General features: G+C 58.0%; 19 protein-coding genes. 8 read left to right on the plus strand and 11 right to left on the minus strand.

Features of this window, described 5'->3' with window-relative positions; translation table 11 throughout:
* Positions 1-58: 58 nt before the first annotated feature.
* Both BR48_RS0121890 and BR48_RS26390 read right to left on the minus strand, forming a co-directional pair.
* Positions 59-1147 (minus strand): alkene reductase, encoded by a 1089-nt coding sequence (locus BR48_RS0121890; RefSeq protein WP_027233264.1) that lies wholly within the window; start codon positions 1145-1147, stop codon positions 59-61.
* A gap of 49 nt (positions 1148-1196) precedes the next feature.
* Positions 1197-1340, minus strand: a complete 144-nt coding sequence (locus tag BR48_RS26390) for a hypothetical protein (protein WP_155810951.1) — start codon at positions 1338-1340, stop codon at positions 1197-1199.
* Positions 1341-1771: 431 nt separating this feature from the next.
* On the opposite strand from BR48_RS26390, the gene BR48_RS0121900 reads away from it, so the two are divergent.
* Complete coding sequence (locus BR48_RS0121900) at positions 1772-2239, plus strand: flavin reductase family protein (RefSeq protein WP_245273684.1); 468 nt, start codon at positions 1772-1774, stop codon at positions 2237-2239.
* Positions 2240-2245: 6 nt separating this feature from the next.
* Here BR48_RS0121900 and BR48_RS0121905 read toward each other — a convergent pair whose 3' ends face one another.
* Positions 2246-2491: a hypothetical protein gene (locus BR48_RS0121905; protein ID WP_027233266.1), complete on the minus strand. Its 246-nt coding sequence runs from the start codon at positions 2489-2491 to the stop codon at positions 2246-2248.
* A gap of 268 nt (positions 2492-2759) precedes the next feature.
* Between BR48_RS0121905 and BR48_RS0121910 the strand changes: the two genes are divergently transcribed.
* The 3 genes from BR48_RS0121910 to BR48_RS0121920 all read left to right on the plus strand — a co-directional run bounded on the left by BR48_RS0121910 (position 2760) and on the right by BR48_RS0121920 (position 6940).
* A complete protein-coding gene (locus tag BR48_RS0121910; protein WP_027233267.1) occupies positions 2760-5330 on the plus strand; it encodes an autotransporter outer membrane beta-barrel domain-containing protein in 2571 nt (856 codons plus the stop codon).
* Between the two features lie 259 nt (positions 5331-5589).
* Positions 5590-5961: a hypothetical protein gene (locus tag BR48_RS0121915; protein WP_027233268.1), complete on the plus strand. Its 372-nt coding sequence runs from the start codon at positions 5590-5592 to the stop codon at positions 5959-5961.
* 133 nt (positions 5962-6094) lie between these two features.
* On the plus strand, positions 6095-6940 hold the full coding sequence (locus tag BR48_RS0121920; protein ID WP_027233269.1) for an alpha/beta hydrolase: 846 nt from the start codon (positions 6095-6097) through the stop codon (positions 6938-6940).
* Here BR48_RS0121920 and BR48_RS0121925 read toward each other — a convergent pair whose 3' ends face one another.
* The 4 genes from BR48_RS0121925 to BR48_RS0121940 form a co-directional block, all read right to left on the minus strand.
* Positions 6941-8653 carry an AMP-binding protein gene (locus BR48_RS0121925; RefSeq protein ID WP_051615378.1) on the minus strand — a complete coding sequence of 571 codons (1713 nt, stop codon included), beginning with the start codon at positions 8651-8653 and terminating at the stop codon, positions 6941-6943.
* A gap of 78 nt (positions 8654-8731) precedes the next feature.
* Positions 8732-9532, minus strand: a complete 801-nt coding sequence (locus BR48_RS0121930) for a hypothetical protein (protein ID WP_051615379.1) — start codon at positions 9530-9532, stop codon at positions 8732-8734.
* Positions 9532-10185, minus strand: coding sequence for an RNA polymerase sigma factor (locus BR48_RS25255; RefSeq protein WP_051615397.1), 654 nt, complete (start codon positions 10183-10185; stop codon positions 9532-9534). The genes BR48_RS0121930 and BR48_RS25255 overlap by 1 nt, the downstream gene beginning before the upstream one ends.
* Positions 10186-10225: 40 nt before the next feature.
* Positions 10226-10714, minus strand: a complete 489-nt coding sequence (locus tag BR48_RS0121940; RefSeq protein WP_139217680.1) for a tetratricopeptide repeat protein — start codon at positions 10712-10714, stop codon at positions 10226-10228.
* Positions 10715-11107: 393 nt separating this feature from the next.
* Between BR48_RS0121940 and BR48_RS25615 the strand changes: the two genes are divergently transcribed.
* Both BR48_RS25615 and BR48_RS0121950 read left to right on the plus strand, forming a co-directional pair.
* Positions 11108-11377, plus strand: a complete 270-nt coding sequence (locus tag BR48_RS25615; RefSeq protein ID WP_155810952.1) for a hypothetical protein — start codon at positions 11108-11110, stop codon at positions 11375-11377.
* A gap of 178 nt (positions 11378-11555) precedes the next feature.
* The gene (locus tag BR48_RS0121950; RefSeq protein ID WP_027233273.1) at positions 11556-13016 is read left to right on the plus strand and encodes a DHA2 family efflux MFS transporter permease subunit; all 1461 of its coding nucleotides are present in this window, start codon (positions 11556-11558) and stop codon (positions 13014-13016) included.
* Between the two features lie 13 nt (positions 13017-13029).
* On the opposite strand, the gene BR48_RS0121955 is transcribed toward BR48_RS0121950, so the two are convergent.
* The 3 genes from BR48_RS0121955 to BR48_RS0121970 form a co-directional block, all read right to left on the minus strand.
* Positions 13030-13299 carry a hypothetical protein gene (locus tag BR48_RS0121955; protein ID WP_027233274.1) on the minus strand — a complete coding sequence of 90 codons (270 nt, stop codon included), beginning with the start codon at positions 13297-13299 and terminating at the stop codon, positions 13030-13032.
* A 127-nt stretch (positions 13300-13426) separates the two neighbouring features.
* Positions 13427-13657: a hypothetical protein gene (locus BR48_RS0121960; protein ID WP_027233275.1), complete on the minus strand. Its 231-nt coding sequence runs from the start codon at positions 13655-13657 to the stop codon at positions 13427-13429.
* A gap of 410 nt (positions 13658-14067) precedes the next feature.
* The gene (locus BR48_RS0121970) at positions 14068-15201 is read right to left on the minus strand and encodes a glycosyltransferase (protein WP_197030382.1); all 1134 of its coding nucleotides are present in this window, start codon (positions 15199-15201) and stop codon (positions 14068-14070) included.
* A gap of 234 nt (positions 15202-15435) precedes the next feature.
* Between BR48_RS0121970 and BR48_RS0121975 the strand changes: the two genes are divergently transcribed.
* A complete protein-coding gene (locus tag BR48_RS0121975; protein ID WP_027233277.1) occupies positions 15436-16110 on the plus strand; it encodes a response regulator transcription factor in 675 nt (224 codons plus the stop codon).
* Between the two features lie 18 nt (positions 16111-16128).
* On the opposite strand, the gene BR48_RS0121980 is transcribed toward BR48_RS0121975, so the two are convergent.
* Positions 16129-17547, minus strand: a complete 1419-nt coding sequence (locus BR48_RS0121980) for an ATP-binding protein (protein WP_027233278.1) — start codon at positions 17545-17547, stop codon at positions 16129-16131.
* A 230-nt stretch (positions 17548-17777) separates the two neighbouring features.
* Between BR48_RS0121980 and BR48_RS0121985 the strand changes: the two genes are divergently transcribed.
* The gene (locus BR48_RS0121985) at positions 17778-18005 is read left to right on the plus strand and encodes an efflux RND transporter periplasmic adaptor subunit (protein WP_027233279.1); all 228 of its coding nucleotides are present in this window, start codon (positions 17778-17780) and stop codon (positions 18003-18005) included.
* Positions 18006-18321 lie beyond the last annotated feature (316 nt).

Here is an 18321-nt window from a genome sequence, read left to right on the forward strand (position 1 = left end):
CCAGTACATTTAAAACGCGAGATCGCGAACTTGGTTCCGGAATTTTCTAAAAAATCTTCTAATCGGTTGCTGCGCTCAAGGGCGGGTAGTCGGTGTAGCCCCGTTCACCGGACGTATAGAAGGTGGATTTGTCTGCTGCACTAAGACCCGCGCTCAGTCGCCACCGTTCCGGCAGATCGGGGTTGGCAATGAAGGCCTCGCCCACGGCAACGAGATCAGCAGCGCCCGACGCCAGCACGTTTTCTGCGTCAGCGCGCCCATAGCCACCGGCAACAATGAGCGTTCCGCCGAATGTATCGCGAATGCCTTTCAATGTCCGCGGCTGGCCAATCGACTGCACTATCGGCTCGACGATGTGAAGGTAGGCCAGTCCGAGCGGATCGAGCAACGCGGCAATCCCGGCGAAATTGCCCACAGGATCGCTGTCGCTCATCCCCTGATAGGTATTTGTCGGGGATAGACGGACGCCAACGCGGGCGGCCGGCCAATGCATCTGGGTTGCAGCGATGATCTCGATGAGGAGGCGAGTCCGGTTACTGACCGAGCCGCCATAACGATCGGTCCGGATATTGCTGCTGTCGCGCAAGAACTGATCGATCAGATAGCCATTGGCGCCATGGATCTCGATACCATCGAAACCCGCTGATCGCGCCCGTCTTGCGGCGGCCGCAAACTCGGCGACGATCGTGCCTATTTCCGGGATTTCGAGCGCGTGCGGTGTGGCGTAAGGCTCGGGACCTGTCGACGTGTAGATAGTCCCGGATGCGGCGAGTGCCGATGGTCCCACCGGTTGCCTGCCGTCAAGCAATTGCGAAGGATGGGCCGTGCGTCCCATATGCGACAATTGGGCGAAGATCTTTCCGCCGGCGCCGTGAACGGCATCAGTCACCAGGCGCCAGCCGGATTCCTGGGCTGAATTGGTGAGCCCCGGCCTCGTCGGAACATCGATTGTGCTGAACGGATCGACTTCGATTGATTCCGAAATGATCAGTCCGGCGCCGGCACGCTGGCGATAATAAAGGGCGTTGAGTTCGCTGGGGATCTTGCCGTGCAGCGCGCGTCGGCGCGTCATCGGAGCCATGACGATGCGGTTCGAGAGGGAAAGGTCGCCGAACGTCATCGGCGCAAACAGGCATGGAGCAGACATTGTCACATCAGGAATGAATTAAAGAGGCAAGGAAAATTCGAACGGATGGTCAGGCCGGCAGCAGGTTGAACAGGATCGCCAGGTGAAAAGCGACTGCTGTTGCAAAAAGCAGGATACCGGGCGCTCGTTCCCGGACAAATCGGCGAGCGGGCCGGGCCAGGGTTGTGCGCTGGGCGAAGTCGATGGAGGCCATGAGGAACCGATTCTCCGTTTGGTCATGTGCCTATCTTGACGCATTGATTACACGATTAACACGATAGAGATTACGATTTGCGGCTGCCCTCCGGTAGGGTTTTGCGCCCCGGCTGTGTTCGGTAGGATTAAATTTCGTCTGAACCCTCCAAGTCAAAAGCGGATATCTCTACCAAGACAGTCGTCTAAAGCGTCTCACTAGATTGGATTTCTCCAAACTGTCGGGATAGGCAAAACAAAATCGCCAAATGGTTGTATCGGGCGCAAAGCAAAAGCTGGCTGCCCGGGTGCCTGGTGTGGTGCAATTGCGGCACGACCTTCATTCGCGATCCGCGACCAACCTATGATGAGGAAAGTATGTCCGTATTTTATTCGGGAGCGGGCGCGGCCCGCCGCGAGCTTTCCGTTGAACCAGACCTGTTCAAGGATTCCATGCGGCATCTCGCCGGTGCCGTGAGCGTCGTTACCGTCGGTCGCGGCGACGACCGAACCGGATTTACCGCAACATCGGTTTCATCGCTGGCGGTCGATCCCGCTTCGGTGATCGTCAGTCTCAATCGCGATTCGTCCTCCTGGCCGGTGCTGCAGCGCCACGGCACGTTTTGCGTGAACGTTCTAGCCCACGACCAACGCCACGTGGCCGAGAGTTTCTCCGGGCGCGGCGGGCGAAAGGGGATCGACCGCTACAAGGATGCCGAATGGCTGGAACTTTCGACGGGCACCTTGGCGCTCGCTCATGCCCTGACCGTGCTTGATTGCGAACTCGATGACGCGATCGAACGGCATTCGCATGGCATTTTGATCGGCAGGGTAAGAGCAATCACACTGCGCGCAAATGCCGAGCCGCTGCTCTACTGGCATGGCGCTTATCGTCAGATCGCGCCGCAGTCCCGGAAATGAGAGGCGTCACGTAACGATTGCGGTTATCGAACAGCCGATGAGCGCGACCGAGACAAAAAGAATAAGCCCGTAAAGGCGCGGCTGGTCGAAGATTACAGCAAAGCCAAGGAAGAAGGCGGAGCAGCCCGAAGCTAGTGCGAACAGGAAGGCCGGCTTATCGCCGGTCGCAATCGCGAACGCCATCAGGCCGGCTACGATCAACGCCCCGAAGACGATAAAGATCCAGGTTGCGAAGGTTTCGTAGCGGTCCATCTTCGGTGCTCCAGCATTCAACGGCATTCTGATCATTCCAATTACAACGAAACATGCTGTGTCAGTCAAATCAATCGATGGAGGCCAAAACGTGACCCATATGCTTTGGCGTTGCCCAATTGCGCCATATTTGTCACAGCGCGGCGCGAACTGAAACCTGCGGTTGTAGAGCATGCTGGTGAAATATAGGTTGCGTCTGGAGCATTCTTCCAAGGAGCCAGCATAGCAGTCAAGCTATGCCAGCTACTATTGTCAGGTGAGGGGAAGCATGAAGTTTCATGGTGTACGCACACGACTTCTCTGGCCCTCCATTATCTCACTTCCCACCATTCTATTATCGGGCCAATCGGCCCAAGCGGCTTGTGTCCTCGTCCCAAATCCCGGCAACAATACTTATACGTGCGACAGCGGTGTCGGCGGACCGCTGATCGATACGGGCGGCAACAACACCCTCATCATGCCGGCTCGCGGAACGGGGTTTATCAACGGTCCGGTCGTATTCGGCGCGGGCGCGGATTCGGTCTTCATCGAATCCGGCACCATACAGGGCAACCTCGACACCGGTGCAGGCAATGACACCGTCGAATTGAGGGGAGGCTTCGTCAACGGAACGATAACCCAGGGCGCCGGCGTCGATACGTTCAAAATGACCGGGGGCACAGTCCAGCGCGTCGAGCAAGGCAGCGAACTCGATACGGCAGTCGTCTCTGGCGGACGAATCATCGGGCAGTTTTTTGCCGGTGACTTTTTTACGATGACCGGAGGTCAGATCGGGGAGGTCAATCTCGAACAGGCCAACAATGAAATGCGCATGTCGGGGGGCACGATCGACCGGTTTGTGATCGCCGCGCAAGGGCGCGACCTTTTGATATTGTCAGGCGGTTCGATTGGTACCTTCGTAGACCTCGGCATTGGTGATAATCGCGTCTTTGTCTCGGGTGGATCGATCGGCAGCACGTTGACGACCGGGACGGGAAACGACCAGTTCACCTGGACCACAGCAGGCACGATCGGCGGTGCCATAAGCCTCGGCGGCGGCAATGACACTGGAACCCTGCAAAACCTGACTGACGCTGTGCTTTCCTCAACGCCGTTGCTGAACGGCGGTGCTGGCACCGATACGCTGACATTCGCTAGCACGACCGCGACCACATCCGCTCGCTATGTGAACTGGGAAAACGTGGCTCTAACTGCGGGCTCGGTATTCACGCTCGACAGCACGTTCATTCTTGGCGATAGCGGCACGGGCACCGGCAGTTTCTCGATAGATGACAGCAGTACGCTCCTTGCCGGTAACGGCGTCAATGCAGCGATCGCGCCTTTCGATGGTGTCCGGCCAGTTTCGCTCACCAATGCCGGCGTCATCGATCTCACCAATGGCACCAGCGGAGCAACGGATACCTTCACTGTCATCGGCAATTATACCGGCGGCGGCGGCGCCATTCGCCTGCAGACGGTCCTCGGGGACGACGCTTCGCCCGCGGACAAACTTGTCATTTCGGGCGGCGCAGCAAGCGGGACGACAGGGCTCGCCGTCACCAACCTCGATGGTCCGGGGGCGGCAACCCGGCAGGATGGTATCCTCGTCGTGCAGGCGATCAACGGTGCGACCACGGCCGGCACGGCGTTCGGCCTAAGCAATGCGGTGGCAGCCGGCGCCTTTGAATATGCGCTCTTTAGAGGTGGCGTTTCGGCAGGTTCGGATGAAAACTGGTACCTGCGCTCGGCGCTCATTCCCGGATCGGAACCACCGGCGCCGCCGATCGATCCCGATCCCGCCGTCGAAGAACCGGGAGAGGAAATCATCCTGCCGCCGGCACCGGGAGTTGAACCGCCCACGCCTGGCGCAACGCCCATCGTTGCCGATGATCCAACCGAGGCCATCCCGCTCTATCGTATCGAGGTTCCGACCTATTCGGTCGTCCCGCCGGCAGTGCGGGAAACCGCGCTCGCCACGCTCGGAACTTTCCACGAACGGCGCGGCGAACAGAGTATCGCTACGTCGAATTCGAATTTTTCCGCAGGTTGGGGCAGGGCTTTTGGCCAATCGACCGATCAAAGTTGGAACGGTACTGTCAATCCATCTGTCGACGGACATCTTTACGGTATTCAAGCCGGCCTCGATATCCTCGGCCATGAAAGCAATGGCGGACACTATGACATGGCCGGACTGTTCTTCGGCTATTCCAACTTCGATGCCGACATAAAGGGCGAAGCCGTCGGCTGGAAAAATCTCCAGGTCGGTTCGATGAATGTCGATACCACCAGCTTTGGCGGCTATTGGACTCATATTGGCCCGTCCGGCTGGTATGTCGACGCCGTGCTGATGGGCTCGTGGTTCAACGGGGATTCTACGTCGTCGCGCGATATTGGCGTTGATATCGACGGAACGGGCATCACGGCCTCGCTTGAGGGCGGCTATCCATTCGCGCTCACGCAGAGCTGGAATATCGAGCCGGAAGCGCAACTGATCTGGCAGCATTTGTCGCTCGACGATCAGTCCGATGCCTTTTCCGATGTATCGTTCGAAACCGACGATGGGTATATCGGCCGCGTCGGGTTCCGCCTGCAGGGCAAATACGAGACGGCCTCCGGCCTGTTTCAGCCCTATTTGAAGGCCAATCTCTGGCACAACTTCAGCGGGACAGATTCTGTTCTGTTCGGCGCGGATGCGATCAACACCGAGCTCGAATCAACGTCGCTCGAACTTGGCGCTGGCGTAACCCACGATTTCACCAAGAATGTCAGCGCCTTCGCTGTGGCCGATTACACTTTCGACGTCGATGGGCCACATCAAGAGATTGTCGAGGGCAATATCGGCCTGCGGGTAAAGTGGTAAGCCATTTCCGGCTTATCTAGGGTAGTGCTATTTCGCAAGGCCCTCTGAATAATAGCGCCGGCTCGCGTGTTCAAAGACATGTGGGAGGAACGGCCGACCGCCGCAAGGCGTTATAGCAGGTGACCCATCCCGCGCGTCAACTGCCTCAATTCCGATCAGAATTTGGCGCATTGTTTGAACAGAGGCGAGCGGCTTGGTTCGCCAAGAAAACGGGCTCTGCCGACATTCTGCCGGCAACCCTGAAGAGGGAGTACATAAAATGCGGACTATACTCGTAGCAATGGGAATACTTGCAGCCACGAGCCTGTCTGTCTTCGCTGCAGAACCGGTGAAGATGATGGATACAAAGATGGGGAAGGTTATGACGACCCCCAAGGGCATGACGCTTTATACGTTCGACAAGGATGCAAAGGGCAAATCCAACTGTGATGCGAAATGCCTGAAGAACTGGCCGGCTTTCCATGCCGATAGCGGCGCAAAGGCGGAAGGCGAGTGGTCGCTCGTCAAGGACGCCGACGGCAAGGAAATGTGGGCCTATGATGGCAAGCCGCTTTACATGTTTGCCAAGGACAAGAAGGCCGGCGATATGAGCGGCGAAGGCGTCGGCGGTGTTTGGCACGTCGCCAAATAAGATCAAATTCTTTGCAAATGAGAAAGGCGGCTCTGACGGGCCGCCTTTTGCTTTTCATGCTGTGATTGCAAGTGCATGGTAAACATGCTGATCTTCAACCTGGAGTATTGTTACGACAATCAGGAGGACAATCATGCACTTCAAGTCGTTGATCTACTCTCTTGCAGTTCTTTTCGCTCTTGCCACCAGTGTTTTCGCCGCGGAACGGTGGGAACAGCTTCCCGAGCCGCAACCGATGCCGAAGGCAGACAAGAGCGGCAAGGCCCCGGTAAACGGTATCGAGATGTATTATGCCGTTTACGGCAAGGGACCGCCCGTCCTGCTTATCCATGGTGGCCTCGGCTATGCCGATATCTGGGGTGCGCAAGTGGCCGATCTTTCCAAGGACCACATGGTCATCGTTGCTGAAAGCCGCGGACATGGGCGCTCGACGCGCACCGCCGATCCCTATAGCTACGATCTCATGGCTTCCGACTACGTCGCCCTTCTGGATTATCTCAAGGTCGACAAGGCGGCGATCGTCGGCTGGAGCGACGGCGGTATCATCGGTATCGATATCGCCATGAAGCATCCCGAGAAGCTGACGAAGGTCTTTGCCCAGGCGGCAAATACGAAGGTCGACGGTGTGAAGCCGGACGTCATGCAGAACAAAACGTTTGCCGGCTACATAGATCACGCGGGGCAGGTCTATAAGAAGATTTCGCCGACTCCGGACCAGTACGACGCCTTTGTCGAGCAGATTAGCGGAATGTGGGCGAGCCAGCCGAACTGGACCGACGACGATCTGAAAAAGATCAATACGCCCATTGCCATCGTGCTTGGCGATCATGACGAGGCGATCACCCGCGAGCATACCGATTACATGGCCAAGACCATACCTGGCGCGAAGCTGATCATTCTCGACAATGCCAGCCACTTCGCCATGGTGCAGGATCCGGAAGGCTACAACAAGGCCGTCCGCGATTTCATCGACAATTGATCAAGCGGTCTTCTGATCTTCGACCCCAAGCTCATCCGCCATTTGTCGGCGGATGAGGAATTTCTGGATCTTGCCGGTCACCGTTAGCGGAAACGCTTCAACGAAACGGACGTAGCGCGGCACCTTGTAATGCGCGATCTGTCCTTGGCAGAACATGCGGATTTCCTCCTCGGTTCCCGTCTCGCCGGCCTTCAGGACAATCCAGGCACATAGTTCCTCGCCGTATTTCAGGTCGGGAACACCGACGACGGTCACGTCCTTCACCTTTACGTGGCGGAAAAGGAATTCCTCGACCTCGCGAGGATAGATATTCTCGCCGCCACGAACCACCATGTCCTTCTGACGGCCGACTATGTTGCCGTAGCCTTCTTCGTCAATGGTCGCGAGATCGCCGGTGTGCATCCAGCCATCCGCATCAATGGCTTCAGCGGTTTTCTCCGCATCGTCCCAATAACCGATCATCACCGAGTAGCCCCGGGTGCAGAGCTCGCCAGGGGTGCCGCGCGGCACGGTGTGGCCGTCCGTGTCGATTACCTTGCATTCGAGATGCGGCTGGACACGCCCGATGGTCGAAACGCGGCGCGACACCGGGTCTTCGGCCGAACTCTGAAAGCTGACCGGGCTCGTTTCGGTCATGCCGTAGGCGATGGTGACGTCGCGCATGTGCATGCGCTCGATTACCTGTTTCATGATCTCGATCGGGCAGGGCGAACCTGCCATGCAACCGGTGCGCAAGGAGGAGAGGTCGAATTTGTCGAATTCCGGATGGCCGAGTTCGGCGATGAACATCGTCGGCACGCCGTAAAGCGCGGTGCAGCGCTCTGTCTCGACCGCCTGCAGCACGGCGAGCGCATCGAACCCGTCGGAAGGGTAGACCATGGTTGCGCCATGCGCGACGCAGCCAAGATTGGCCATGACCATGCCGAAGCAGTGATAAAGCGGTACCGGTATGCAGAGGCGGTCACCGGGCTGGAGACCGACGCTGCGGCCGACAAAGAACCCGTTGTTGAGAATATTGCGGTGGGAAAGCGTTGCGCCCTTTGGCAGACCTGTGGTTCCACTGGTGAACTGGATATTGACTGCGTCCTTCGGACTGATGGCCCTGTGCCGACGCTCCAGTTCGACGTGGTGTTCTCTTTCTGCAAATGCGGGCACGGCGTCGAATGCAAGCCAACCCGGACGCTTTCCTTCACCAATACTGATCACGTGCCGCAGATGGGGCAACTTTTTTGAAACGATCGCATGTCCCGCACGAATTTCAGGTGCAAGCGTTTCCACCATTTCCGCATATTCGCTGGACTTGAAACGCTCGGGGGCGACAAGCGCCTTGACGCCGACTTTGTTCAGCGTGAATTCGAGTTCCGACAGGCGGTAGGCGGGATTGACGTTGACGAGGATCAAGCCGGCTCGGGCGGCGGCAAACTGCGTCACGGTCCATTCGGCGCGGTTGGGAGACCAGATGCCAATTCGTTCGCCAGGCTCCATGCCAAGGGCGATCAGCCCAGCCGCAAATGCGTCCGCCCTTGCCTTGAGCTCACGATATGTCAAGCGAACGCCCTGATGTACGGCAACGAGAGCATCGACATCCCCCCAGCGCTCTGTAGCATCATCGAGCGCCTGCGATATGGTCTTGTCGAGAAGCGGCGGCTCGTTTGGGCCGCGCACGTGGCTTAAACGTGAATCGTCGCCCGTAAAGGCTGCAGCCGGGCTCATGACGTTTCCTCCCAGGGTCAACGGCACAGACCCGGTAGACTAGCCGAAAGCCGAGAAAATACCCACGCTGATTTTCGCTCAGGCGCTGATGGCGGTGCGTAGCTTTTCGGCAAGCCCGCTCAACTGATCGACAGGGTTGCGACCGACGAGCATGTAGCCATGGGCGGCATCGGCCCAGTAAACCACATTCATGCCGTAGCGCTTTTCGACCTGCGGCGCGAAGGCGCCGCGTGAAGACTTGACGATGCACAGTGCAAGCGGTCCGTGCTCCGGATCGAGAAAAGCAAGCTGACCAAGCGGCCTGCCGTCATATTGCAGAAGCTGCGCGCGCTTGAGCGGTATATCGGGAAGCGTCAAAGCGGAGGCAGGCAATTGAAGGCCGAGCCTGTCGCTTATCAACTGCAATTGCACTGTCTGCACGCCCGGATCGTTTGCGAGATCCGCCAGCGTATCGGCGGTATAGAGACTGAGGTATTCGGCGACGACCGAACGCCATTCCGAACCGTCTGCTTCCTCGTGATCGTCCTTGATCCGCAGATAGGCGCGATCGATCGCGACGCCGACAAAAACAGATGCAACTGCTGCAGCGAGCAAACCGCGGCGTGTCCAGTTTTGGCCCCTTGGCTCGGCGGCGTTGGGTAAGGGCAGGCGCGCAAGTATCGCTTCCAGATCGGAAGCAGGTGCGTTTTCCAACAGCGGAACGAACGCGTCGTAGAATGGCATCTCGCTGCGCGAAAGGAATTCATAGCGCGCAGCCACCTCAGGATCGCTCTCGACCAGGGCTCCGATACGCCGCCGTTCCTCGCCAGTAAGTTCGCCATCGAGGAAAGCAACCAATAGTTCGTCGGAGGGCATTTCAGGGTGCTTGTGTTCGCTCATCAACTGCCCCCTTTCGTCCGTCTGGCAACCGCGTCCTCGTCCATGTTCTCGGCAAGTTTCGCCCGAGCAGCAGCAAGGCGGCTCATGACCGTGCCAATCGGAACATCCAGCACATCTGCGACTTCGCGGTAGGAGAGGCCCTCGACATAGGCAAGAAACACGGCCGTTCTTTGCGCTTCGGGCAGGGCGTTGACCTTGCGCAAAACCTGATTGGCCATAACATGGGTTTCGGTATCCTGTTCACCGTCGAATGTCAGCGTCAGGTCTGCATCAACGAAGCCGTTGCCCATACGAATGCGGCGCGAGCGCACTTCGTTCAGCCAAATTGAATGCAGGATAGAAAACAACCAGCGGTCGAGGCGCGTGCCGCTGGTAAACTGGTTCGCCCGCTCAAGGGCACGCACGCATGTTGCCTGGACGAGATCGTCGGCCACGTCGCGCTGACGTGACAGCACGATCCCATAGCGCCAGAGCCGAGCGAGGTGCTGGCTCAAACTCGCCCTGATTTCGTGTTCGCTCGCGATGATTGCCTCCGCGCCAACTCGTTCTTTGCGAACGTCGGGCAGCGATGATGCGCCCGTGTCCGGGCGACTATAAGCATAAAGTTGAAGATGAGCGACAGGCACTTTGTGCTCCTTTGGTGAACCCGGCATGCCGCTCATGCTGTTTTCCTAAAGCCGCGCGTGATCGGGGTCAGATTTTAGAGGGCTTTTCGATTGCCTCGTGCAGGTCGCGATATTCTTCGCAACTTGTCCCGCAGATCGATTTGATCGTCGTCAACTGTTCCTTGGCGAGGTCGATCTGGCCCTTGATGACATAGGCTTCGCCGAGATATTCGCGAACTTTCGCGTATTTCGGATCGAGCGCGACCGACTTTTTGTACCAGGAGATGCCCTCATCGGTGCGGCCGAGCTTGCGTGTCGCATAGCCTCGATAGTTAAGCGCCTCCTTGGTGTTAGGATCCTTCAATGTATCGAGCATGTCGAGCGCTTCCTGGTAGCGGCCGGCCTTGGCCAGCGTATAGGCATATTCGGTGCGATCTTCGTCCGGAACATTGCTGGTGGTCTTATCGACGCATTTCTTCGACTTCTTTTCGTAAACCTTGCCCTTGGGACAGGTCGGCGTCGTTGCTGCATCGTCGCTGCCTCCGCCTCCCGCGGCGAGGCTTGCGCCAGGAAGCATCGCGATCGCAAGTCCGGCGCCAAGCAGGGCGGCAGGCACCTGCCGGTAGAGTATGTTGAAGATGTTGCTCATGAGATCAGTCTCCGCTGGAAGGGAACGTGCGACCTAAAGAACACTTTGAGAGGTGGTTTATTCGAAGCGCCCACGCAGTATTCGGCGAAACGCCGCTTTGCAATTCAATTTCAGAACCGCTCCGCTCGCGGGAATCGCTTGCTCCATTCGCGGCGAATTTTGATCGGATATACGTTCCGGGCGTTGTCGCGACCTTATAGATTAAGGAAAATCACAAGCTGCTCAACCTCACGAAAACACATGAACTGCAGAACGGCTGAACCCATGACCTCCGATATTGCCAGCGCCCCGCTCGTGCAATCATTGCTCGCAGGACTCGACATGCGTTCAAGCAAAGCGCGTGAGCAGGAGCGCGCACCGCGAAAAGGCGTATCTGCCGTCGAGCGTGCGAGCAAACATGTCGAAGCGGCAAGACGCGCTGCCGACGCGAGCCTGGAGCGGGCCAAGGCGGCACCCCGACCGCACGAGATCACCAATCCCGTCTTTGTCGCCTTGTTCGACGCGCATCAGCAGGACAGGGAAGCGCTCTTTGCCGCCATGCGCGCGCTCGACGCGGCACGGACAGCAGAGTCCGCCGACGATCTGGTTTGAGCGGCGGTGCTCTGCGCACGATTTTGTTACCGAAGCCTGGAGCGGATTTCAAAAAACCCTATGGCCTTTGCAGCCGCGCGCTAATATATCAATTCCGTTCCTGCGAGCCCCAGCGCGTCTTCCCAGCCGTTGAGCCGTCGCGGCGCAATCGGTCCCAATCGAAAGAGCTGTCTCAAAAATGTCGGATCAGACTTGTCATGTTGCTGCGACCTCTCAAGGCGCGCATCAGAGACCGGCGCCGAACTTCCGTATCATTGCGATGATCATTGCCAGTGCCATGTTCATGGAGCAACTCGATGCTACGGTGCTTGCAACGGCGCTGCCGACAATGGCGCGTGATTTCGGCGTCAGCGCGCCGGCGATGAGCATCGCGCTCACATCTTATCTTTTGAGCCTTGCCATTTTCATACCGGCGAGTGGCCGGGTTGCCGACCGGTTCGGATCCCGCACCGTTTTCCGCACGGCCATCGGCGTATTCATCCTGGGTTCTGTCCTTTGCGCCTTCGCGCCGAACCTCACTTTCCTCGTCTTTGCGAGACTGGTGCAGGGCCTTGGGGGCGCCATGATGATGCCGGTGGGCCGTCTGGTACTGATGCGCAGCGTCGAGCGCAAGAATCTCGTCCAGGCCATGTCGTGGTTGCTGGTACCGGCACTGATCGGCCCGATCCTCGGTCCGCCTGTTGGCGGCTTGATCGTGACCTACCTCGACTGGCGCTGGATTTTCTACATCAATGTCCCGATTGGCATACTGGGCTTCATCCTCGTCAGCCTGTTCATAGAGGACTTCAAGGGCGAAGCGCGGGCGCCCTTTGACTGGACGGGCCTGGTCCTTTCCGGCATATCGCTTGGCTCCCTGCTTTTCGGCTTCGAAATGGCAAGCCGCAGCGGCGAGGCCGGCCTTGCGGCGTCGCTGGTCGCAGTCGGCGCAATGGCCGGCATTGCCTATCTGCGTCATGCGCGGCGGCACCCGTCGCCCATTCTCGATTTTTCGTTGATGCGCATTCCAAGCTTCAGCGCCTCGGTGGTCGCGGGATCGCTGACCCGTATCACGCAGGGCGCGCAGCCGTTCCTGCTGCCGCTGATGTTGCAGCTTGGCTTCAACCTCTCCGCCGCATCGGCCGGCGCGATCGTCATCGCGACGGCACTCGGGTCGATGACGATGAAGGCGGTTGCACCAAAGATCCTGAGGCGGTTCGGCTTCCGCAACAGCCTCATAGTCAACGGCATAATCTCGACATTCGGCTATGCGCTGTGCGCGGCGTTCCGACCGGATTGGCCGCTGCCGCTGATCTTCGTCATTCTCTATTTCTGCGGCTTCTTCATGTCGTTTCAGTTCACGGCTTATAATACGGTCGCCTATGACGAGATCGGACGCGATCAGATGAGTTCGGCGACCAGTTTCTATACGACGTTCCAGCAGTTGATGCTGTCGCTGGGGATTTGTGTCGGCGCGCTTGCGCTGCACGGATCAATGCTTGCGCGCGACCACGATGTGCCGGAACTCGGCGACTTCTCGGTCGCTTTCATCATCGTCACGGCGATCTCCATCACCGCAACGGTCTGGAACATGCGGTTCTCAAATTCCGCGGGCGCCGATATCAGCGGGCATCAGGTAAAGACAACGCCGCGAAAGGCGTGATCTTCCGTCGTGATCATCCATCGATGGTGAGAGAAATGACGCTGTTGTGATGGGTCTTGCAGACGAAGGGCGTGTTGCCGTTGGCCTTGCCCTGGATCGTCATCCACATGCCCTTGCCGAAATTGGTGGTGACCGCGGAAGCAGCGGGCGGTGTGAGCCCCTTTTTCTGGAGCGCTGCGCTGCAGGCGGCAATTGATCGCGGCTTGTTGGCCGATTCACCCGGCATCGGTGCGCTGACGATGAAGGCGCAAACCGGGACGATAAAGATGAGATGGCTTTTCACGATTCCCTCCCCAAAGAATGTGATCAGTAGGGGAGCTTACGCTTATTGCGGGTGGACAACCATCCAGCCAAAATCTCTAGCTCGAATGAATGGGTCTTCTGGACGGGAGTGCAGATACCTCAGCTGCTCAGGCCGCTTCAGCCACCTGCACCAGACGGTACAGCTCGCGTTCGAGCGTCGCAATATCGGCAGCGTGTTGCGTGCGCCCGCCATGGTGGAGCAGGAAGACCGCGCCGCTTTTCTCAATGCAGCAAAGACCGTCAGCATAGACATAGCCTTCACCGTCGCACAGGCCTACAGCGAAAAGATCGTCGCAATAGTCCCGCGATTCTACGAACTCTTCGAAGCTCAGTTTCATTCCGGTCATCCTTCAAGACGCCAATGTCAGTGATCGGATTTTGAGCCGATTCGCCTGAAATGCCTAGAAGGCGACGCGTTTGACCCCAATATTTGCGCTTGCAGGGGCCGAAGTCGCTAGATGTGGAGCAAGCCCAGCGTTACGCCGAGGCTGACGCCGATTGTGAATACGGTGAAACAATTGAAAGCTGTCAGGCGCATGAGGTTTTTCCCCCGTCATTATTATTCGATCACCAATCATCCAACAGATCGGCCATGCTGACAATCGCCCTAAAAGGATGAAGCGGTGCGCGATGTGCCGCGTCGGGCTTCACGCCACGTCGGTTCGCCTGTAGTGGGCTGATTTGCAACCAAGACAGGGATGGGTATGGGGAAGCCCTGGCAACCCATCGAGATCATTGGGCCATTCTCTCAGGACGACAAGATCCGCGTGGGCTCGGGTACCGAAAGCTCCGCTATTTGTCCTTGCAGGATTTTTTCGACCTCGATTGCGATGCGCGCGGGATCGCTCAAGGTCACGGCCCGGAAGCGTCCGTTCTCGGCGTTGGCATCATCCGGCTGATCGATGGTCTCGACGATCGCGGAACCCAACCGCTCAGGATCGTGCTCGGCGATCAGGTACCCGTAGCGCCTGTCGGTAATCACTTCGCCGAGACCGCCGTGCATCACGGACGATACCACCGGGATGCCGTAGGTCATCGCCTCGACCGGCGTATTGCCGAAGGCATCCCAATCGGAATTGAACAGCAGGACATCCAGGCTGAGATAGAAGTCGCGCATATCCGCAATCCAGCCGAGCCAATGGATACGGTCGGCGATACCGAGTTCCTGCGCCAGAGCCTGCAGCTTCTCATTTTCGGGACCAGAACCCGCGATGGCGAAACGCACGTCGGGCCGCTTTACGGCAACGACCGCGGCGGTTCGCAAGAACACGTCAAACCGCTTGCGATCGATAAGCCAGCCGGCATTGCCGACGATTTTGGCTTGTGGCGGCAACCCGTACCGTCGCCGTGCGGCCGCCTTATCCTCCGCAGAAGCCTTTTCCGGCACCGCCAGCGGATTGCGGATCGTGCGGGTTATGGATTTGACAGAAGGGACGATGGTTTCAGCCTCGAGCCGTACAAAATCCGACGGGTAACTGATTGCATCGAAGCGGCGCTTTGCCAAACCATAGAAAAGCTTCCACTGCCAATCGGGACGCACCGAATGGTGGAAATGCATGGCGAGCAGGCGGCGACCGCGCGCAATGCCGCCCAGCGTCAGCATTGCCAGGAGATTGCTCCCCGTCATCATCAGGGCATCTGCCCGCTCGCCCCGCAGGATCCGGTAAAGCGTGGGCAGGCTGCGCCAACCCAGGGCGCCCCGATACTCCATCCCGACCGCCTCGATGCCTGACTTGTCCAAATGCTCCTTGAGGGCACCGAGCGGATTGAGCGATATGACTTTAATCTCGTGGCCGCGATCCTGAAGGCATTGCATCAGCCGCAGCGAGGCCTGCTCCATGCCACCGAGTTCAGTGCACTGAATGATATTGAGAATGCGCATATCCTTGCCTCGATCGGACGGCGCCCACATTGCGAGCACTATTTGTTAGAGGCGATGATCTTATTCCTCGGCAACAAATGAAAGTTATCCATCCGGATGAACTCCGCGAACCGTTCACTGGTTGTATAAAATAAGCAATCCGATGCGTAATCCTAATTGGGTACGGGACAGAATCGAAGAACAGGCGCCTAATATCGCCCAAAGCCGCAAAGGCAAAAGGGGGGCGAAGTCACTATGGTGCCAATTTCTGTTGCGCTGGTCGATGACCATCCGCTCATGCTTGCAGGCGTCGTCAATCTCTTCGAAACCAACTCAGAATTTTCGGTTGTGGCCAAGGGCGCGTCGGCCGATGACGCACTCCAGATCAGCCGGCAATTGCGTCCCGATGTCATGGTTCTCGACCTTTACATGCCGGGCAATGTCTTTGAAGTCATCAGCGAGATAGGCGCAAATCCGGGAGGCACCAAGGTTGTGGCGTTCACTGCGATGACTGGCAGCGACTATGCTGTGCGCGCGCTGCACGCCGGTGCAAAGGGCTACGTTCTCAAGGGCAGCAGCGCCGATGAGCTCATTGAGGGCGTGCGTGCCGCCCATTCGGGCGAAACCTACATTACGCCGGCTTTCGCAATCAAAGTCATCGAAGCACTGCGCATCGCCTCCCTGCGCAAGAGGGCTGCGGGACCGATCAAGCTCAGCATCCGTGAAGAACAGATCGTAAGCCTTCTGCTCCGGGGCCGTACCAATCGTGAGATCGCGATCGGGCTCGGCATAGGCGAAAAGACGGTCAAGAACTATATGACGATCCTCATGCAGAAGCTGCATGCGCGAAACCGTCTTGAAGTGCTGATCGCCGCGCAGAAACTAGAGGTCGCCAGCCGCGACGAGCGCGAATCCGTTTCGCGTCATTAGTCGAAGCGATTCCAATGCCTAGGCGCTGTTGCTTTCCAGGGGAACGGCGACAATAAGGCTGGTGCCTGCACCCGGTTCATGCACGATCCGCACCGTGCCGCCAAATGCCTCCACCCGGTTGCGAATGCCCTGAAGTCCGAGTGGATGCCGTCGCCCGGCTGAAGCAATTGGCTGGTCGGGGCTGGGGCCCTTGTCGCTAACAGTGACGGTGATGACGCTGCCATCGGCGCTCACTTCTACCCGCTGTCCGCGGGCTCCAGCATGGCGATAGGCGTTGTTGAGCCCCTCCTGCACGACCCGGTAAAGACATATTTTCAGCGGATGCGCGACCTTTTCCGGCAGATTCTCGTAATGTGCCGCGACAATTGACCCTGTCGCGTATTCGTGGCGTTGCGCTGCGAGCTTGAGCGCTGCTTCGATGGACAGGTTTTCAAGTTCCGGCAGCACGAGACCCGTCGAGAGCTCGCGCAGTTCACTGAGTACCTGGCTCGCAAGCCGCGACGGGTCGAGCTCATCCCGCTGGTTGCCTGCGCCCGACGTTTGCCCGAGGCGCAGGATCAGCAGGCTTAAGACCTGGACGGGACCATCATGCAGATCCGAACCGATACGATTGAGCAGAGTTTCGTTGGACTTTGATGCATCCATGCGCGCCTTGTCGGCGGTTCTGCGCAGTGCACGGTTCTGATCGGCAAGCGCTTGCGCGTTCTCCAACTGCGATTTCAAGGTTTCACGCTGCGTATTGATAATGCCGCTGGCGCGCCGCACGATCAGGTAAAGCAGGGCCATGATCGTCAAGGTCGTCGCCCCGACCAGTGCCCATGTGCTTCGCTGGACGCGCGATCGCTGGGCAATGAAATCCTCCGCTTCCTCGTATAGCTCTCCAACCGCGATCACATCATGGTTGCCGGGTCGGTAGATAGGTGCGTAGATTTCGATCAGCGGACGCGCCGTTTGCTCGTTGGCGATACCCTGATCGTCATGGTGCTCTTCGAGTTGAGCGACGACGGTTCCGGCGAACGCCCGTTCAATGTCCTCGGATGGCAGCCGTTTTCCCATAAGTGACTTGTCTGTGGTGTAGACAACAGTTCCGTCCTTGTCCCAGATTCTGAAGCCTTCCACTCGCTTCGCAAGATCCGTGCCGATTAGAAGGTCATCGAGTTCCTTCTGCTTTTCCGGAACGACCAGCGGCCTGCCATTTTCCTCGTCGACATGGCGGGCAAGGAATCCTTCCATGTAAAGGGCCCCCGATTCTGCCCGGCTCCGCAACTGGTTGGCCGCAATCTGGGAACTCAGCCATTCTCCAAGGATCGCCATGGATCCCAAGAGGATGAGCGCGGCTACGACGAGGAATTGCGATTTTAGATCAAGGCGTTGCCAGTACCGTACGAGCTTGCCGATACCGAACCGCCCACCCTCGTGGTTGAGGTCATAGGTCATGTTGGCGATAAGGCCAAAAGTCCCGAAACTCTCTTGACCAAGGTTTTTGTAATTGACCGGACCTTCCGAACTACCAAGTTCGCTCCCCCCACCACATCATCCGACTATCGAAACTCGTGTCGACGTTTTTGGTGAGTTTGTCCCGGAGATCCGGGTCTGGTCAAGAAAAACAAGTCGCGGGAGGGGGATGGCGCCTGCCTAAGTGCAGTCGCGGCAACAAAACACCGCGCATGAAAGCGGTCCAGGATGGCAATTATGTAACCTACATTCGTTCGGATCAGGTCTATTATCTTGCCGACGTCATCGTTCCGGCAGATGAACTGGAAAAGCTCGGTGACGGGAAGCTTCTGCCCGGCATGCCGGTCGAGGTCTTCGTTTCGACAGAAGAGCGCACGGCGCTGTCATTTCTTGCCAAGCCGCTCGCCGATCAGTTCAGCCGCGCGTTCAAGGGACAGTGATGTTTCTTGTTTTCAAGCAAGGTGTTAACGGCGTGTATTGAGGTTTGAACTTCGCTTGGTAGCGATCAATTCTGTCCTGCCCATGACGCATGCCGGGGTATTCCGCCGCCGTCTTGTGGATTGCTCGTGACACACCCGCTCAACGCCAATGCGAGGAACGCAACAATATAAAGTCGCATCGCTGCCTCCTGAAGTTTTGGATGATACGAGAATAAGCTCAAAAATCAGGAATGGTATGCGATCGCCTTCACCTTTGCTTGAGCGGAGGGTGATCTGGTTGAGGCCGCTACCCTTAAAGCTTGAGAGCGACGGAGTG

The organism is Phyllobacterium sp. UNC302MFCol5.2, assembly GCF_000686005.1.
GTDB lineage: Bacteria > Pseudomonadota > Alphaproteobacteria > Rhizobiales > Rhizobiaceae > Phyllobacterium > Phyllobacterium pellucidum.

Excerpts from the sequence above, each read along its gene's own strand:
- BR48_RS0121890 (WP_027233264.1), bottom strand. The coding sequence starts at position 1,147 with ATGTCTGCTCCATGCCTGTTTGCGCCGATGACGTTCGGCGACCTTTCC.
- BR48_RS26390 (WP_155810951.1), bottom strand. The coding sequence starts at position 1,340 with ATGGCCTCCATCGACTTCGCCCAGCGCACAACCCTGGCCCGGCCCGCT.
- BR48_RS0121900 (WP_245273684.1), top strand. The coding sequence starts at position 1,772 with ATGCGGCATCTCGCCGGTGCCGTGAGCGTCGTTACCGTCGGTCGCGGC.
- BR48_RS0121905 (WP_027233266.1), bottom strand. The coding sequence starts at position 2,491 with ATGGACCGCTACGAAACCTTCGCAACCTGGATCTTTATCGTCTTCGGG.
- BR48_RS0121910 (WP_027233267.1), top strand. The coding sequence starts at position 2,760 with ATGAAGTTTCATGGTGTACGCACACGACTTCTCTGGCCCTCCATTATC.
- BR48_RS0121915 (WP_027233268.1), top strand. The coding sequence starts at position 5,590 with ATGCGGACTATACTCGTAGCAATGGGAATACTTGCAGCCACGAGCCTG.
- BR48_RS0121920 (WP_027233269.1), top strand. The coding sequence starts at position 6,095 with ATGCACTTCAAGTCGTTGATCTACTCTCTTGCAGTTCTTTTCGCTCTT.
- BR48_RS0121925 (WP_051615378.1), bottom strand. The coding sequence starts at position 8,653 with ATGAGCCCGGCTGCAGCCTTTACGGGCGACGATTCACGTTTAAGCCAC.
- BR48_RS0121930 (WP_051615379.1), bottom strand. The coding sequence starts at position 9,532 with ATGAGCGAACACAAGCACCCTGAAATGCCCTCCGACGAACTATTGGTT.
- BR48_RS25255 (WP_051615397.1), bottom strand. The coding sequence starts at position 10,185 with ATGCCGGGTTCACCAAAGGAGCACAAAGTGCCTGTCGCTCATCTTCAA.
- BR48_RS0121940 (WP_139217680.1), bottom strand. The coding sequence starts at position 10,714 with ATGCTTCCTGGCGCAAGCCTCGCCGCGGGAGGCGGAGGCAGCGACGAT.
- BR48_RS25615 (WP_155810952.1), top strand. The coding sequence starts at position 11,108 with ATGCGTTCAAGCAAAGCGCGTGAGCAGGAGCGCGCACCGCGAAAAGGC.
- BR48_RS0121950 (WP_027233273.1), top strand. The coding sequence starts at position 11,556 with ATGTCGGATCAGACTTGTCATGTTGCTGCGACCTCTCAAGGCGCGCAT.
- BR48_RS0121960 (WP_027233275.1), bottom strand. The coding sequence starts at position 13,657 with ATGAAACTGAGCTTCGAAGAGTTCGTAGAATCGCGGGACTATTGCGAC.
- BR48_RS0121970 (WP_197030382.1), bottom strand. The coding sequence starts at position 15,201 with ATGCGCATTCTCAATATCATTCAGTGCACTGAACTCGGTGGCATGGAG.
- BR48_RS0121975 (WP_027233277.1), top strand. The coding sequence starts at position 15,436 with ATGGTGCCAATTTCTGTTGCGCTGGTCGATGACCATCCGCTCATGCTT.
- BR48_RS0121980 (WP_027233278.1), bottom strand. The coding sequence starts at position 17,547 with ATGACCTATGACCTCAACCACGAGGGTGGGCGGTTCGGTATCGGCAAG.
- BR48_RS0121985 (WP_027233279.1), top strand. The coding sequence starts at position 17,778 with ATGAAAGCGGTCCAGGATGGCAATTATGTAACCTACATTCGTTCGGAT.